A 15847-nucleotide genomic window follows, 5' to 3' on the forward strand; every position below is an offset into this window, starting at 1 on the left:
ACGTTCAGCGTAGACCGGGGCGCGCCACGCGGCATCCGAATCTAGGCTGGTTCTCGGGGGGTCGGATGCGGGCCCCGCACGAGCCAGCACCTGCACAAGACGGAGGACGACGATGCCGCACGCGATCCAGTACGACCGACTCGGCGGGCCCGAAGTGCTCGAACTGCGGGAGACGCCCTATGCGGTGCCCGCGGCGGGCGAAGTGGTCGTCGACGTGCATGCCGTCGGCGTCAACCCGATCGATTGGAAGCTGCGGTCGGGCAAGCGGTCGAGCCCCGAACTCGACGGCTACCGTGGAATCGGGACGGATGCCGCGGGCGTCGTCTCGGCGGTCGGCGACGAGGCACGCGCGCACGGCTGGCAAGTCGGCGACGAGGTCATCGTGGCGGGCGCGAAAGGCGCGTACGCGACCGAGATCGTCGCGCGCGAGGCATCCCTCACTCGGAAGCCTGCCGGACTCTCGTGGGAGCAGGCCGCCGCCATCCCCGTGCCCGTCGGCACCGCCTACCAAGTCCTCCGCTCCCTCGCCGTCGGCGAGGGAGACACCCTCCTCTGGCACGGCGGATCGGGCGCCGTCGGCCAGGCCGCGATCCAGCTCGCGCGCCGCGTCGGCGCACAGGTCGTCGCGACCGCGAGCGAGCACAACCACGCGCACCTCCGCGAACTCGGCGCGATCCCTGTGACCTACGGCCCCGGCCTCGAGGAGCGGGTGCGCGAAGCGGCGCCCGGCGGCATCACGGTCGCCGTCGACGGCGTCGGCACCGACGAGGCGATCGAGGTGTCGAAGGCGCTCGTCGCCGACCACGACCGGGTCGCGACGATCGTCCAGGGTGCGCGCGCCGCCGACTTCGGCATCCGCGCGTGGGGCGGCGGAAGCCCCGTTCCGCTCACCGCCGAAGAACAAGCGTGGCGGCACGAGGCCATCGGACTCGTCGCCGACCTCGCGGCGCGCGGCGAGTTCGTCCTCGAGATCGCCCACCGCTACCCGCTCGCCGACGCCGCAGAGGCGCACCGCCAGAGCGAGACGGGGCACGTGCGCGGCAAGATCGTGCTGCTGCCGTGACGGGGCGACCCCGAGACATCCGTGCCTCAAACGTCTCCCGCACGTAACGCCCCCGTCACGCAACCGGTTGACTGGGCCGCGACGATCGCTGAGGCTCGAAAGGAAGACGAAGCCGGCTGACGAGCGGGGGCCAGATGCGGACGACATTCGGGATCGAAGAGGAGTTCATGTTCCTCGACCCGGCGACGCTCAGACCGGCGGATGTCGCGGAGCGGGTCTACGCGGGCATGGCGGCTGATCCGGAGTGGGCGGCGATCACCCACCAGGAGTTCCTCGCATCGCAGATCGAGCACGCGTCGGTCGTGTTCACCGATCTCGGGGTCGCACGCGATGCGCTCACGACGTTCCGCCGCAAGCTCGCCGCCGAGGCCGACTCGCTCGGGGTGATCGTCGCGGGCGTCGGCACGCCGCCCGACGCGCTGCCGTTCCCGTCGATCACGCACCAGCCCCGGTACGAGCGCATCGTGCGCGACATGAACGGGCTCATCGCCGACCACCAGATGAGCGGCCTGCACGTGCACGTCGGCGTGCCCGACCGCGAGGCGGGCGTCATCGCGCTGAACTCGGTGCGGCCGTGGCTTCCCCTGCTCACGGCGATGACGGGCAACTCGCCGTTCTGGCGAGGCTACGACACGGGCTACGAGAGCTGGCGCACGGTGCAGCTCCGACGCTGGCCGACGGCGGGCTCGCCGCCGCGGTTCGCGAGCTCTCGCGACTACGACCGGCGCATCAGCCGGATCCTCGGACTCGGCGGCATGGCCGAGGTCGAACTCATCGCGTGGAACGTGCGGCTCAGCGAGCACCTGCCCACGGTCGAGTTCCGGATGGCCGACGCGCAGCTCGACGCCGCCGACTCCCTGCTCGTCGCGGCATGCTGCCGTGCGCTCGTCGAGCGGGCGCTCGCGACCGAAGGGCGGGTGCCCGAAGAGGTCGACATCCCGCCCGAACTGCTCTCGGCGGCCGTCATGCACTCCGCCCACGCGGGCCTGCGGGCACGGTTGTACGACCCCGTCGAGGGCGGACTCGTCGAGGCGCGCGTCGTGCTCGACCGGCTGTGGGACGCGATCGGGCCGTACCTCGACGCGTCGGGCGACACTGCCACGGTCGCCGAGTACCTCGCCCGGCTCCGACAGGTCGGCACGGGGGCCGCCCGGCAGCGGGCGGCGTTCCGCCGGGGCGGGACCGGTGCGCTCGGGGAACTCCTCGCCCGCGGGGTGTCGAGCGACCCCGAGTCATCCGTCGCCTGACGCCTGCGGCACGATGGAGCGATGAGCACCCCCGAGGAGATCCCGTTCGCGATCGACGTCGACGGCACGGCGATCCCCGCGGTCGCCCAGCGCCCTCCGGGCGCGCGGGCCACGGTCGTCGTCGCGCACGGCGCAGGCGCGGGCATGGAGCATCCGTTCCTGACGGGGTTCTCGCGCGCGCTCGCCGAGGCGGGCTTCGCGACGATCCGCTTCGACTTCCCGTATCGGGCGCGCGGGCGGCGGATGCCGGGCCGCCCGCAGGAGGCGATCGACGCGTGGCGTGCGATCGTGGCGCGGGCGCACGAGCTCGCCGCCGAGGCGGGCGCGCCGGGCGAGCAGGTTTGGGCGGCGGGCAAGTCGTACGGCGGGCGCATGGCGTCGATGGCGGCGGCCGAAGAGCGCGGGTTGGATGTCGCGGGGCTCGTCTTCCTCGGGTATCCGCTGCACCAGCCGGGCAAGCCCGAGAAGCCGCGCGACGAGCACCTCCCTGACGTGCGGCTGCCGATGCTGTTCCTGCAGGGGACGAACGACCCGTTCGCGGTGCCGAACGCGCAACTCGACGAGGTCGTCGCGCGTGTCGGCGCGAACGCCGTGCTCGAGTGGATCGACGGCGGCAACCACTCGTTCGAGGTCAAGGGCAGGAAGCGGCCGGCCGACGAGATCGGTGCTGGGCTTGCGCCGCGCGTGGCCGAGTTCGTCGATCGGCACGGCACGTCGGTCGGGTAGCGACCCGCGGGGCCGGCTGCCGCCGATGTCGGAGGCCCGGCGTATCGTGCGGGGCATGGTCCAGCAGCTCCGGTCGAAGCCCGAGAACACCGAGCAGATCGCCCGCGTCGAGCACGATCCGTGCCCGCGCTGCGGGTCTGCGTCGGTGCGGGCGATCGTCTACGGTCCGCTCGACTTCGAGGTCGAGGCATCCGGTGACCGCGACGCGTTCACGATCGACGATGCGCCCGTCTTCGATTGCCGCGAGTGCGGGTTCGAGTGGGGCTCGCGGTTCGCGACCTGCTGAGCTGACGCGAGCGCGGCCGCGCTGCTCACTCCTCGTCGAGCAGTTCCTCACGGATGCGCCGCAGGTCTTCGGTGATCGAGCCGATCAGGATCCAGTTGCCCGACCGCGGCGGCGCGATGACGAGCGGCGACGTGAGCGCGGGGATGGCCGACGTCATCGGTTCGGGGTCGACGTCCGCGAGGTGCACGGCGAGCCGCACGTCGTGGGCGGCTCGGCGCAACTGTTCGGCGATCGCGGCGACGGTCGGCTCTTCGTGGAGCGAGGGGTCGTAGAGGTCGACGGCGGCGCGCGTCATGCCGACGACCTGGGTGACGATGGGGCTGAGCTTCGAGAGGAGGGCGCGTTGGTCGGCGAGTTCGCCGCGGTGCGCGCCCCGGCGGGGGTTCAAGGTGAGCGATTCCTCGCCCGCGGCGATCGACGCATCGGCCTTGTCGCGCATGGGACGCATGAGGCGTGCTTCGATGAGGAGCGCCTGCAGGTCGGCGGGGAGCTCGGCTGTTCGAGTGCGTTCGCGAGGCGTTCGAGGGAGGCGGCGAGCTCGCCGCCGAGCAGCGCGAGATCGCGTCGGGCGGGTTCGATCGCGACGGGCGGCACGATGAGCACGTTGACGATGATGCCGATGACGGCGCCGATGAGCGTCTCGAGGATGCGCTGCACCGGGTACCCGGGGGTGGCGCCGCCGAGCGCGAGGACGAGCATGGCGCTGATGGCGACCTGGTTCGAGGTGCCGGGGGTCATGCGGAGTGCCCACGCGATGAGCATGGCGGCGACGACGGCGACGAGCACGACCCAGTAGGCCGTGCCGAACACGAGTGCAAGGAGGCTCGCGACGACGACGCCGAGGACGACGCCGACGCTTCGTTCGACGGCTTTGCCGAAGGACTGGTTGACGCTCGGCTGCACGACGAGGAGGGCGGCGATGGCGGCGAACACGGGGAGCGGGCCGGGGATGAGCCAACCGGCGATGAGCCAGGCGGCGATCGTCGCGGCGGCCGCTTTCAGGATCTGCAGGAGCGGCAGCCGGGTCGACGCCCGGAACGCGGTCGCGATCGCCATGGCTCCACGCTAGTCTGCTGCAACAGTTGCGAAAGGCAACACGTAGGCGTACCGTTGCATTATGCAACGTAAGCGGGTTCGATGATGGGCCTCTCAAGGCGGGGCGCCGACGCCTCAGGCATCCTCCGCGACCTCATCGTCATCTCTCGTCGCGGCATCGCCGACGCCCGCACCGCGCGCGTGAAGCTGAGCATGACCGACCAGTCGATCCTCGCCTACATCGCCGATCACGACGGCGCCCGTGCCGTCGACATCGCGTCGACATTCCGGCTCAACCGCTCGACGGTGTCGAGGCAACTCGCGAACCTCGTCAACCTCGGCATCGTGTGCGAGAAGGCGGATGAAGGCGATGCCCTTCGTCCGGCTCAGGGAGCGGGGGCCGGCCGCGGCCGGCCGCTCCAGCTCACCGAAGCGGGCCGGGCCGCCTACAACGACGGCATCGACATCCTCCAGCACGTCGTCGACGACGTGCTCCACGACTGGACCGACGAAGAGGTCGCCCGTTTCGCGCACGACCTTGCGCGGTTCACGTCGACCCCGACGGGCGCGCGTCCGCGCAACACGTCGGCCTGAGACATCCGCCCCCCGTCCACCCGAACCCGAACCCGAACCCGAACCAGAAAGACCCACACATGACCGCACTCACCAACGTCACTGTCCTCGGCACGGGCGTCCTCGGCTCCCAGATCGCGTTCCAGACCGCGTACCACGGCCACCCCGTCGTCGCGTGGGACATCGACGACGCCGCCATCGAAGCCGCGAAAGCGCGCTTCGCGAAGCTCGCCGCCGTCTACAAGGTCGAGGTGCCGGGCGCCGCCGACGGCAAGGCCGACGAGGCGCTCACGCGCATCCGCCTCTCGAGCGACCTCGCCGACGCCGTGAAGGACGCCGACCTCGTCATCGAGGCCGTGCCCGAGCAGCCGCAGATCAAGATCGACACCTACACGAAGCTCGCCGCCGTCGCCCCCGAGCGCACCGTCTTCGCGACCAACTCGTCGACCCTCCTCCCGTCGATGCTCGCCCCCGCGACCGGCCGCCCCGACCGCTTCCTCGCCCTCCACTACGCGAACCGCGTGTGGGCGATGAACACCGCCGAGATCATGGGCACGTCCGAGACCTCGCCCGAGGTGTACGAGCAGGTCGTCGAGTTCGCCCGCTCGACCGGCATGGAGCCCATCGAGATCAAGAAGGAGAAGGCCGGCTACGTGCTGAACTCGCTCCTCGTGCCGCTCCTCGGCGCGGCCGGCGACCTCCTCGTCGACGGCATCGCCGACCCCGCCACGGTCGACAAGACCTGGCGCATCGGCACGGGCGCACCCCTCGGCCCGTTCCAGATCTTCGACGTCGTCGGCCTCACGACCGCGTACAACGTGTCGGCGATGGGCGGCCCCAAGCAGCAGGCGTTCGCGAAGCTCGTCAAGGAGCAGTACCTCGACCAGGGCAAGCTCGGCGTCGCGACGGGCGAGGGCTTCTACAGCTACCGCTGAGCGTCGCGCGCGAGAAACGCATGACGGATGCCTCGTCCGGGTCTATCGCCCGGGCGGGGCATCGTCGTACGATCGCGCCATGGCCGATCGCCCGATCCTCACCCACATCGGCGGACCGACGCTTCTCATCGAGCTGGCGGGTTGGCGGCTCCTGGTCGACCCGACGTTCGATCCGCCGGGGCGGAAGTACTCGTTCGGCTGGGGCACCTCGTCGGTCAAGACCGCGGGCCCGAACCTGCCGCTCGCCGAGCTCGGCGCCATCGACGTCGTGCTCCTCAGCCACGACCAGCACGCCGACAATCTCGACGATGCCGGGAAGGCGATGCTCCCGAGTGCGGGCGAGGTCATCACGACGTTCCCCGGCGGCAAGCGCCTGCGCGCGTTCGCAGGGCTCGAGCACGTCGTCGGACTGCGGCCGTGGGAGACGGCCGAGATCGCGCCCGAGGGCGGCAAGACGGGCGAGGAGCATCTGGGGCGGCCACCGCTCACCGTCACGGCGACGCCCGCACGGCACGGGCCGAAGTTCTCGCGGCCCATCGCGGGGGCCGCGATCGGGTTCGCGATCTCGGTCGGCGACGCGCCCGAGACATCCGTCTGGGTCACGGGCGACACCGTCATGTACGACGGCCTCCGCGACGCCGCGTCGCGGCTCGACGTCGACGTCGCGGTCGTGCACATCGGCGCCGTGAGGTTCCCGATCACGGGGGGTCTGAAGTTCACGATGGATGCCTCGGGCGCGGCCGAACTCGTCGGGTTGCTGCGTCCCCGCCGCGTCGTTCCGGTGCACTGCGACCAGTGGTCGCACTTCCGCGAGCCGCGCGAGGCCGCCGAGCGCGTGCTGGACGCCTCGGGGCCCGACGTGCGCGACCGGGTCACGTGGCTCGACGGAGGCGTATCGGCCGAGGTGTGAGTCGCGACATCTCGTGGAACGATGGGCACGTGGCCGACCGACTCATGCTCCTCGACACCGCCTCGCTGTACTTCCGCGCGTTCTACGGCATCCCCGACAAGATCCGCCGGGCCGACGGCACGCCCGTGAACGCCGTGCGGGGGCTCCTCGACATGATCGCGCGGCTCACGACCGAGTTCGAGTCGACCCGTATCGTCGCCTGCTGGGACGACGACTGGCGTCCGGCGTGGCGGGTCGACCTCATCCCGAGCTACAAGGCGCACCGCGTCGCCGAGGTCGTCGCGGGCCCCGCACCCGACGTCGAAGAGGTGCCCGACCCGCTCGAAGCGCAGATCCCCATGATCCGCGAGACGCTCGCGCTCGCCGGAGTGCCGATCGTCGGCAAGGCCGAGCACGAGGCCGACGACGTCATCGGCACGCTCGCGACCGGGGCATCCGCGCCCGTCGACGTCGTCACGGGCGACCGCGACCTCTTCCAACTCGTCGACGATGCCGCGGGTGTGCGGGTCGTCTACACGGCGCGCGGCATGAGCAACCTCGAGCTCGTGACCGACGCGGTCGTCGTCGGCAAGTACGGCGTGCTGCCGCAGCAGTACGCCGACTTCGCCGCGATGCGAGGGGATGCCTCGGACGGGCTGCCGGGGGTTGCGGGCGTCGGCGAGAAGACCGCGGCCGGTCTACTGCAGACGTTCGTCGACCTCGACGGCATCCGTGCGGCGGCCGAGTCGGGCGCGCCCGGCATGTCTGCCGGCGTGCGGGCGAAGCTCCTCGCGGCGGGCGACTACCTCGACGTCGCGCCCAAGGTCGTCGAGGTCGTGCGCGATCTCGACCTGCCCGAAGTCGACGACGTCATCCGCCCCATCGATGGCGAGCGGCGCGAGCGGCTCGAAGCCCTCGCGACCGAGTGGAACCTCGGCACGTCGGTCGCGCGCGTCATCGCGGCGTTCGACCGCGGCTGAGCCCTGCCCTCTTCCCCTCTCCCCCCCGCCCCCATTTCCCGCCGCACCCACTCCCCGGGTTTGTCGGACATCGGCCCCTTTGTCGGACACATCTGGTGCTCCACGTCCGACAAACGGGCCGATGTCCGACAAACCGGGTGGGGTCGAGCGCCGTCCGTTCAGTGCGAGCGCACGAGCGCGGCGACCTCGCCCGGCGTCGGCGCCTCGACGGACGGTTGCCACGCGGGCAGGATCGGCAGCTGCACGCCGCCGTCGGCGGCCGTCACGGCGATCCACGCGTAGAACATCAGCACGACGACGATCACGCCGAGGACGGCCCCCACGAGCCCCGCGGCCGCGCCGAGCGGCGCACGCCGCGTGGCATCCAGCCCGGGCGAGGCATCCGACGCAGCCGAAGCCTCCGCGGCGCGCCGACGCAAACCGAGCCGCCCCGCCCACCCGAACCAGATCGCGAGCACGCCGAAGCCCGCGACCCATGCGATGCCCGCGGGCGACGCGCCGAGCGGTGCGAAGACGGCCAGCGCGATCGCGCCGATGCCGAGCACGAGCCCGGTCCACGCCATGAGTCCCGACCACAGAGGGCCTTCGTCGAGTGCGCCGCCGCCCCAGACCGGCGGTTCGCCGCTCACGAGCGGGCTCCAGCGGTGACGGCCGCGGCGCCGACGAGACGCGGGCGGCGCTCGGCCCGCGCCCACCAGCGTCCGTCTTCGCGCCCCACGACGATGGGATGCTCGAACGCGGCCGCGACGTGCTCGGTCGTGACGACCTCGTCGACCGGCCCCGCGGCGACGATGCGGCCGTGCGAGATGAGGAGCGCGTGGGTCGTCGACGCGGGCAGCTCTTCGAGGTGGTGGGTCACGAGCATCGACGCGAGGTCGGGATGCGAGTGCTCGAGGTCGTCGATCGTCTCGAGCAGCTGCTCGCGCGCGGCGACGTCGAGGCCCGTCGACGGCTCGTCGAGGAGGAGGAGCTCGGGGTCGGACACGAGCGCGCGGGCGATGAGCGCGCGGCCGCGCTCGCCCTGCGAGAGGGTCGGCCAGCGGGCATCGCGCCTGGCCGTGAGGCCGAGGAGGTCGACGAGCGCATCGACGCGGTCGAGTTCGTCGGCGGTCGGCTCCCAGCGCAGCGGCAGTTCGATCGTGCCCGTCACGCCCGTCAGCACGACCTCGCGCACGGTGCGCGGACTCGTGAGCGGATGCCTCGGGTCCACATGCCCGATACGGCGGCGGAGCGCCTGCAGTTCCACGCGGCCGATGCGGTCGCCGAGGACTTGGACGGCGCCCGAGGTGGGGTGCGTGTGCGCGCCGCACAGGCCGAGGATCGTCGACTTGCCCGCGCCGTTCGGACCGAGGAGCGCCCAGTGCTCGCCCGCGCGCACAGTGAACGACACGGCGTCGAGGATCGTCTTCCCGTCGCGGCGGAACGCGACGTCGTCGAGTTCGAGGACGGGTGGGGCATCCGGCATGACGACAGTGTCGCAGATGCCGACGCGACGGATGTCCGGTGCGCGCCCCGGGCGGACGACGAAGGGCCCCGCGGATCACCGCGAGGCCCCTTCGGGAATGACCGGATGCGTCAGCCGCGCGTGCGGGCTGCGCGCTTGGCGCGGCTCGCGCCGACCGCGACGGCGCCGACGGCGACGAGCGCGAGCGCGCCGATCGCGAACGGCAGGCCGTTGAAGCCGGTCTCGGCGAGGCCGGCCTTGGTCGCGGCGGGCGTCGTGTTCGCGGCGGGGACGGCGGCTGCGGCCGCGATCGTGACCTGCGCTGCCGAGATCTGCACGCCGTCGCTCAGTGCGGCCACCTCGTGGTCACCGGCGGGCGTGCCGGCCGGGATCGTCGTCGGGAGCGTGAACTCGCCGGCGCCGTCGGTCGTGACGGTGCCGAGGACCTGCGGGTCGGAGTGCAGCTCGATCGTGTACTCGGTGTCGGGCTGGAAGTGGTCGCCCGTCACCGTGATGGCGCCGCCGACCTGGAGGTTGCCCGTCACCTTGACGTTGCCGATGCAGTCGGTCGAGACGAGGGTCTGCGCGAGGATCGTGTCTCCGTGCGCGGGGCCCGTGCGGACGACGACCTTGTGGTCGCCCGAGTCTTCAGGGAACGAGTACGTGAGCGTCTTCGTCGCGCCTTCGGCGAGGGCGAGGATGTCTTCGGCCTTCGCCGTGCCGTCGACGTACGGGACGACCGAGACGGTGCCGTTGATCTTGTCGCCCGAGAGGGCGACATTCGAGACGTTCACCGTCGCGGTGCCGCACTTCGCTTCGGCGTCGAACGTCGCGGCGGCGTTCCAGGCGCCGACGCCGCACGCGGGGACGGTGCCGGAGTACACCTCGGGTTCGGTCTCGCCGAACGCCGTCACCGTGACCGTGTAGGTGTTCGATTCGAACTTGTCGTCGAGCTGGTAGGACTCGGTGAAGTCGCTGCCGAAGTCTTCGGTGTGGACCGCGCCGTCGATCGTCACGCTGACGGTGTTGGCGACGCCGGGGATCGCGTTCTTCGGCTCGGTGGTGACGTGCTCCTGGGTGCCGCTCTTGTAGTAGAGCGTCCAGTCGTAGATGAGGAAGTCGCCCTCGTCCTTGTGCGCGATGTGCGGCACGCTGCCGTGGACCGGCAGGTAGATGTAGTCCGTGTGCGACACCTTCTCGACGGCGGGGGTGCCGGGGTCGACCGCGTAGTCCGAGAGGTCGACGTTCAGGACGAGGCAGTTGCCGGCCTCGACGGTCGCGGTGGGCGTTGCGGGCGCTTCGCCGTCGGCGGATGCGGGCATGGCGGCGCCGGCGACGGCGAGGCCGGCGGCGAGCACGCTGACGGCGAGCGCGCTGAAGGTGCGCTTCATGGAGTCCTCCGGGGTAGGGCCGAGGGCGCTCGGCTGTGTGGTCCGTCGCGTCGCAGAGGTGCACGAAACGTCGGATCGATTCGGGATCACAGCGAGTCTATGAACTCGGTATGCGCGAAAACGTCAATGTCCCCCGGTTTGGGGGCGCCATTTGGAGTCGAAGACGTCATACCTGAAAAGTCCTCACAATCAGGCGATTCGATCGGGCGTCGGCGGTGCTGACTTGGCGTGAATGCTGCGATGATCAGGATGTCGCCATCGCCCGCCGAGCGGCCGCGAACGGTGAGCGCGGCCCGATCGAGAGGATGCCACCGTGGCCCCACGCCCCCACCGCGTCGCCGTGCTCGTGCTCGAAGGCGCGAAGCCGCTCGACGTCGGCATCCCCGCACAGGTGTTCACGACCCGCCGCAGCATGCCCTACGAGGTCCGCGTGTGCGGCGCCGCACCCGGCCTCGTCGCGGGCGGCGACGGCCTCGCGTACCACGTTGCAGACGGACTCGACGCGCTCGAGTGGGCGCAGACCGTGTTCATCCCGGGCTACCGCCACCCCGATCAAGAGGATCCGCCCGCCCCGGTCGTCGACGCCCTGCGAGCGGCGCACGGCCGAGGCATCCGTCTCGCCGCCATCTCGACGGGTGCGTTCGCGCTCGCCGCGACCGGACTCCTCGACGGCAAGCGGGCCACGACGCACTGGCACTATACGAAGCAGTTGCGGGCGAAGCATCCGCTCGTCAACGTCGACGAGAACGTGCTGTTCGTCGACGAAGGCGACGTCCTCACGTCGGCGGGCGCAGCCTCGGGCATCGACCTGTGCCTGCATCTCGTGCGCCGCGACCACGGCGTCGCGTTGTCGAACCACGTCGCACGGCGGCTCGTCGCGGCGCCGTACCGCAGCGGCGGGCAGGCGCAATACGTGCCGCGGAGTGTTCCCGAACCGATCGGCGTTCGGTTCGCCGCGACGCGCGAGTGGGCGCTCGCGCACCTCGGAGAGCCGCTCACCCTCGAGGACCTCGCCAGGAACGCCAACGTCTCGGCGCGCACGTTCTCGCGCCGCTTCGTCGAGGACACGGGCTACACGCCCATGCAGTGGGTGCTGCGGGCGCGCGTAGACCTCGCGCGCGAGCTTCTCGAGGCGAGCGAGCTCGGCGTCGAGCAGATCGCGGATGTCGCGGGGCTCGGCACGGGCGCGAACCTCCGCCTGCACTTCGGGCGCATCCTGGGCACGTCGCCGAGCGAGTACCGGCACACGTTCGTGCGCCGCGACGGGTGAGCTCGAGGCCCCCGGAGTCGCATTGGCGCGATCCTTTCGGATCTCGTCGTTCAGGCCACTGCCGCGCGCCCGCCGAAGCCGGGAAAGTGGAGGCGAACGAGAGAACGAAAGGAACCTCCTCTCCCATGACTCGCATCGCGATCAACGGCTTCGGCCGCATCGGCCGCAACGTCCTCCGCGCCATCGTCGAGCGCGGCTCCGACTTCGAGGTCGTCGCCGTCAACGACCTGACCGACCCGGCCGCTCTCGGCCGGCTCCTCAAGTACGACACCGCCGGCGGCAAGTTCGGCTTCCCCGTCGAGGTCGACGGCGACGTGCTCGTCGTCGACGGCCGCCGCATCAAGGTCCTCGCCGAGCGCGACCCCGCGAAGCTCCCCTGGGGCGAGCTCGACGTCGAGCTCGTGCTCGAGTCGACCGGTCGCTTCACCGACCGCGAGGCCGCAGCCGCGCACCTCGCCGCAGGTGCCAAGAAGGTGCTCGTGAGCGCCCCCGCGAAGGGCGCCGACGTCACCCTCGCCTACGGCGTCAACACCGACGCGTACAACGCCGAGACCGACGTCATCGTCTCGAACGCGTCGTGCACGACGAACGCCCTCGCTCCGCTCGCCAAGGTCCTCGACGACCTCGCCGGCATCGAGCACGGATTCATGACCACCATCCACGCGTACACGCAGGACCAGAATCTGCAGGATGCGCCGCACAGCGACCCCCGCCGCGCGCGCGCCGCCGCCGAGAACATCATTCCGGCCTCGACGGGTGCCGCCAAGGCCATCGGTCTTGTGCTCCCGGGCCTCGACGGCAAGCTCTCGGGCGACGCCATGCGCGTGCCGATCCCCGTCGGCTCGATCGTCGAACTCAACGCGACCGTCTCGAAAGACGTGACCGTCGAAGAGGTCGTGGCCGCCTATAAGGCCGCCGCCGAGGGTCCGCTCAAGGGCGTGCTCGAGTTCTCCGACGAGCCGCTCGTGTCGAGCGATATCGTCGGGAACCCGCACTCGTCGATCTTCGACTCGACGCTCACGCGCGTCGAGGGCAAGCACGTGAAGGTCGTCGCCTGGTACGACAACGAGTGGGGCTTCTCGAACCGCGTGATCGACACGCTGGGCCTGCTCGCGGCCTGAACGCCGCGAGCCTGACCGACCATCGCGTCGGCGCGAGTGTGGAGCTCGCGCCGACGCGATTGCCGTCTGCGCAGCGTCGCGTTCTGCTGTGAGCGGAGCGGCGACACATCTGGCGGTCTGCTCGGTAGCCTCGCGACATGGGTGCGACGGCGATTCCTGCAGGCGAGCGGATGTCTCGGGCGCCGCTCTGGCGCGACGCGCTCGGCGCGTTCCTGCGGCGCGAGCGGCTTGCACAGGGCCGCATCCTCTCGGATGTCGCGGGCGAGGCGGATGTCTCGACGCAATACCTCTCCGAGATCGAACGCGGGCGCAAGGAGCCGTCGAGCGAGATCCTCGGCTCGGTCGCCGACGCGCTCGGACTCAGCCTGCTCGACGTCGCCGCGGGCGTCGCGTCGGAGCTCGGCGCCGTGCCGTCGGGTGCGCGATCGGATGCCTCCGCCCACGCCGTCCGCCGGGCGCCCGTGCTCGACCTCACGGTCGCGCGCTCGCGCGCCGGCGGGTCCCCACAGGGTGCGAGCTCCGGCGCATCCGGGGCGGGGCAGCCTCGAAGCATCCTGCTCGCCGCGTAGCAATCGGCGGAGTGGCCGGGCGGGGAGCAGCGACGCGGCGCCGTCTGCGCCGCTCACCCCGTGCGCTGCATCGCGACCACGTGGTCGGCGAGCCCGTACTCGACCGCCGCGGCCGCGGGCAGGATGAGCTCGCGGTCGGTGTCGCGCCGCACCTCCGCGAGCGTGCGCCCGGTGTCGTGCGCGAGCACCTCCTCGAGTTCGGCGCGGACGCGCAGCACCTCTTCGGCTTCGATGATGAGGTCGGGAATCGATCCGCGTCCCTGCGTCGCGGGCTGGTGCAACACGACGCGGGAGTGCCGCAGGACGCTCCGCATGCCGGGCGCGCCGCCCGCGAGCAGCACGGCGGCGGCGCCCCGCGCCTGCCCGACGACGGTCGTCGCCACGGGCGGCCGCACATGCTGCATCGTGTCGTACACCGCGAGCGCCGCCTGCGGCGAGCCGCCGGGCGAGTTGATGTAGAGCTGCACGGGCGAGTCGGGGGCATCCGCCTCGAGGTGCAGGAGCTGGGCGATGAGCACGTTCGCGACGCCGTCGTCGATCTCGGTGCCGAGGGTCACGATGCGCTCGCCGAGGAGACGGCTGTACACGTCGAGCGTCCGCTCGGTGCCTCCGCGACGTTCGACGACATACGGGATCGAGTAGGTGCTCATGCGAGCGCTCCCGCATGGGCGCCGGTGCCCGAGAACGCCCGCTCCGAGACATCCGCCGCTCTGAATCCCGGCCCGAGCAGGCGACCGGACGCCCCGGGGTAGATGCCCGAGGCATCCGTCACCACCCGGTCGATGAAGCCGTACTCCACCGCCTCGTCGGCCGTGATCCACCGGTCCCGCAGCGAATCGGCCGTGATGCGCTCGATGGATTGACCCGTGTGGGCGGCGAGGAGGCCGAGCACGGTGTCGCGCGTATGCCGCAGGTCTTCTGCCTGCAGCTCGATGTCGACGGCCGTGCCGCCGATGCCCGCCGAGCCCTGGTGCATGAGGATGCGCGCGTGGGGCAACGCGAGCCGCTTGCCCGGCGTCCCTGCCGACAGCAGGAACTGGCCGGCGCTCGCCGCCATCCCGAGCGCGACCGTCACGACGTCGTTCGGGATCGCATGCATGACGTCCATGATCGCGAGCATCGCGGGCACGCTGCCGCCGGGGGAGTTGATCCAGAACGCGATGTCGCGCTCTGGGTCGTCGGCCGACAGCATGAGGAGCTGGCTCGTCAGGCGGTTGCCGAGGTTCTGGTCGAGCTCGTCGCCGAGCACGACGACGCGCTCGCGGAAGAGTCGGGACTGCAGGTCGACGTCGATGGGATGCAGCGGGGCTGCCGTGTCTTCGCTCATGCCTCCGAGCGTGCGCCGGGCGGATGCCTCGGGGCGAGCGTTTCCGCGCACGGCCGATCTGCCCGGGGCGGATCCGCCGACCTCACGCGACGGTCAGGCCCGCGCGGCTCGACGCGTAGTATCCGTGGAGCGCGTCGCCCGAGGCATCCGCGAGCTCTCGGTACTCGAACGGGTTGTGGGCGCAGTACATGGCGATCTCGGGATGATCGGCGTGAAGCGCGCGCAACCGGTCCTGGTTCGCGCGGCGCGCGTCGTACTCGGTCGTGACGACGAACTGGAAGAGGCCGACGCCGCGGCCGCACTCGCGGTCGGGCTGCTTGACCTCGCGCGCGTCGAAGTAAGCGTCGCCCGCGGCGAGGAGCGTTCCGGCGTCGGTCTCGACGACGTAGCCGACGTGGCCATGGGTGTGGCCGAAGAGCGGCACCGCGAGGATCTCCGCCGGGAGCCCGGGCAGCGACCGCACCGCCTCGAAGCCGAGCCACGGCTCGCCCGTCGCGCCGAAGGTCGACCACTTGGGCGTGTGCGCCCACATCTTGGGGCGGTACCGCCCGCGCGCCCTCACCCCCTTGCGGCGGATCGCCGCGGCGAGCTCGATCTCGTGCACGTGCACGGTCGCCTCGGGGAAGTCGCTCAGCCCGCCGACGTGATCGAGATCGAGATGGGTCTGGATGATGTGGCGCACATCGCGTGGGTCGAACCCCAGGCGGCGCACCTGGTGGATTGCCGCGAGCTCGGGGTCGATGCGCGGCCTCGCGTAGAGGTGGGCGAACTCGAAGCCGAGCCGTGAGGTGATGCGGGCGTAGTCGGCGGTGCCGAGGCCCGTGTCGACGAGGACGAGCCCCGATGCCGGCGTTTCGATGAGCAGCACGTGGCAGACGAGATGCTGTCCGAGCACCGACAGTCCGCCGATCGACGCGCAGTTGAGGTGGTGGACCTTGAGTCCGTTCACGATGACCTCCAGTAAACTGAGCCGAAGCTCGAGCAGATCACG

The 15847-nt window shown here is 71.3% G+C and carries 19 protein-coding genes; 11 read left to right on the forward strand and 8 right to left on the reverse strand.

The genetic code is table 11. The features are described 5' to 3' along the window. The first annotated feature begins 112 nt into the window (after nt 1-112). The 4 genes from ET445_RS06005 to ET445_RS06020 all read left to right on the forward strand — a co-directional run bounded on the left by ET445_RS06005 (nt 113) and on the right by ET445_RS06020 (nt 3322). Nucleotides 113-1063 (forward strand): NADP-dependent oxidoreductase, encoded by a 951-nt coding sequence (locus ET445_RS06005; RefSeq protein WP_129189746.1) that lies wholly within the window; start codon nt 113-115, stop codon nt 1061-1063. 134 nt (nt 1064-1197) lie between these two features. Next, nucleotides 1198-2310 (forward strand): carboxylate-amine ligase, encoded by a 1113-nt coding sequence (locus ET445_RS06010; RefSeq protein WP_129189748.1) that lies wholly within the window; start codon nt 1198-1200, stop codon nt 2308-2310. A 21-nt stretch (nt 2311-2331) separates the two neighbouring features. Beyond that, nucleotides 2332-3036, forward strand: coding sequence for an alpha/beta hydrolase family protein (locus tag ET445_RS06015; RefSeq protein WP_129189750.1), 705 nt, complete (start codon nt 2332-2334; stop codon nt 3034-3036). A gap of 55 nt (nt 3037-3091) precedes the next feature. Further along, nucleotides 3092-3322: a hypothetical protein gene (locus tag ET445_RS06020; RefSeq protein ID WP_129189752.1), complete on the forward strand. Its 231-nt coding sequence runs from the start codon at nt 3092-3094 to the stop codon at nt 3320-3322. Between the two features lie 25 nt (nt 3323-3347). Here ET445_RS06020 and ET445_RS18435 read toward each other — a convergent pair whose 3' ends face one another. Both ET445_RS18435 and ET445_RS06025 read right to left on the reverse strand, forming a co-directional pair. Further along, nucleotides 3348-3761: a hypothetical protein gene (locus ET445_RS18435; RefSeq protein WP_341769741.1), complete on the reverse strand. Its 414-nt coding sequence runs from the start codon at nt 3759-3761 to the stop codon at nt 3348-3350. Continuing rightward, nucleotides 3707-4378, reverse strand: a complete 672-nt coding sequence (locus tag ET445_RS06025) for an FUSC family protein (protein WP_341769742.1) — start codon at nt 4376-4378, stop codon at nt 3707-3709. The genes ET445_RS18435 and ET445_RS06025 overlap by 55 nt, the downstream gene beginning before the upstream one ends. 81 nt (nt 4379-4459) lie before the next feature. Between ET445_RS06025 and ET445_RS06030 the strand changes: the two genes are divergently transcribed. The 4 genes from ET445_RS06030 (at nt 4460) to ET445_RS06045 (ending at nt 7734) form a co-directional block, all read left to right on the forward strand. After that, nucleotides 4460-4951 carry a MarR family winged helix-turn-helix transcriptional regulator gene (locus ET445_RS06030; protein WP_129189755.1) on the forward strand — a complete coding sequence of 164 codons (492 nt, stop codon included), beginning with the start codon at nt 4460-4462 and terminating at the stop codon, nt 4949-4951. A 59-nt stretch (nt 4952-5010) separates the two neighbouring features. Next, a complete protein-coding gene (locus ET445_RS06035; RefSeq protein WP_129189757.1) occupies nt 5011-5865 on the forward strand; it encodes a 3-hydroxyacyl-CoA dehydrogenase in 855 nt (284 codons plus the stop codon). Nucleotides 5866-5944: 79 nt separating this feature from the next. Next, a complete protein-coding gene (locus tag ET445_RS06040) occupies nt 5945-6775 on the forward strand; it encodes an MBL fold metallo-hydrolase (protein WP_129189758.1) in 831 nt (276 codons plus the stop codon). Nucleotides 6776-6804: 29 nt separating this feature from the next. Then, nucleotides 6805-7734 (forward strand): 5'-3' exonuclease, encoded by a 930-nt coding sequence (locus tag ET445_RS06045; protein ID WP_129189760.1) that lies wholly within the window; start codon nt 6805-6807, stop codon nt 7732-7734. A gap of 158 nt (nt 7735-7892) precedes the next feature. Here ET445_RS06045 and ET445_RS06050 read toward each other — a convergent pair whose 3' ends face one another. The 3 genes from ET445_RS06050 to ET445_RS06060 form a co-directional block, all read right to left on the reverse strand. Beyond that, on the reverse strand, nt 7893-8363 hold the full coding sequence (locus tag ET445_RS06050; protein WP_129189762.1) for a hypothetical protein: 471 nt from the start codon (nt 8361-8363) through the stop codon (nt 7893-7895). Beyond that, the gene (locus ET445_RS06055; protein WP_129189764.1) at nt 8360-9199 is read right to left on the reverse strand and encodes an ABC transporter ATP-binding protein; all 840 of its coding nucleotides are present in this window, start codon (nt 9197-9199) and stop codon (nt 8360-8362) included. Before ET445_RS06055 ends, ET445_RS06050 begins: the two co-directional genes overlap by 4 nt. A gap of 110 nt (nt 9200-9309) precedes the next feature. Continuing rightward, nucleotides 9310-10569, reverse strand: a complete 1260-nt coding sequence (locus ET445_RS06060; RefSeq protein WP_129189773.1) for a hypothetical protein — start codon at nt 10567-10569, stop codon at nt 9310-9312. Nucleotides 10570-10882: 313 nt separating this feature from the next. Between ET445_RS06060 and ET445_RS06065 the strand changes: the two genes are divergently transcribed. From ET445_RS06065 to ET445_RS06075, 3 genes are all read left to right on the forward strand, one after another. Next, entirely contained in the window at nt 10883-11839 is a 957-nt protein-coding gene (locus ET445_RS06065) for a GlxA family transcriptional regulator (RefSeq protein ID WP_129189775.1), read from the forward strand. Nucleotides 11840-11964: 125 nt separating this feature from the next. Continuing rightward, nucleotides 11965-12960 (forward strand): type I glyceraldehyde-3-phosphate dehydrogenase, encoded by a 996-nt coding sequence (gene gap, locus ET445_RS06070; protein WP_129189777.1) that lies wholly within the window; start codon nt 11965-11967, stop codon nt 12958-12960. Nucleotides 12961-13097: 137 nt separating this feature from the next. Beyond that, nucleotides 13098-13529, forward strand: a complete 432-nt coding sequence (locus tag ET445_RS06075) for a helix-turn-helix domain-containing protein (protein ID WP_129189779.1) — start codon at nt 13098-13100, stop codon at nt 13527-13529. A 53-nt stretch (nt 13530-13582) separates the two neighbouring features. On the opposite strand, the gene ET445_RS06080 is transcribed toward ET445_RS06075, so the two are convergent. The 3 genes from ET445_RS06080 to ET445_RS06090 form a co-directional block, all read right to left on the reverse strand. Then, on the reverse strand, nt 13583-14179 hold the full coding sequence (locus ET445_RS06080; RefSeq protein ID WP_129189781.1) for a ClpP family protease: 597 nt from the start codon (nt 14177-14179) through the stop codon (nt 13583-13585). After that, nucleotides 14176-14856: a ClpP family protease gene (locus ET445_RS06085; RefSeq protein WP_129189783.1), complete on the reverse strand. Its 681-nt coding sequence runs from the start codon at nt 14854-14856 to the stop codon at nt 14176-14178. The genes ET445_RS06080 and ET445_RS06085 overlap by 4 nt, the downstream gene beginning before the upstream one ends. 82 nt (nt 14857-14938) lie before the next feature. Then, the gene (locus ET445_RS06090; protein WP_208008564.1) at nt 14939-15805 is read right to left on the reverse strand and encodes an MBL fold metallo-hydrolase; all 867 of its coding nucleotides are present in this window, start codon (nt 15803-15805) and stop codon (nt 14939-14941) included. Between the last annotated feature and the right edge of the window lie 42 nt (nt 15806-15847).

This window comes from Agromyces protaetiae (genome assembly GCF_004135405.1).
Taxonomy (GTDB): Bacteria; Actinomycetota; Actinomycetes; order Actinomycetales; family Microbacteriaceae; genus Agromyces; species Agromyces protaetiae.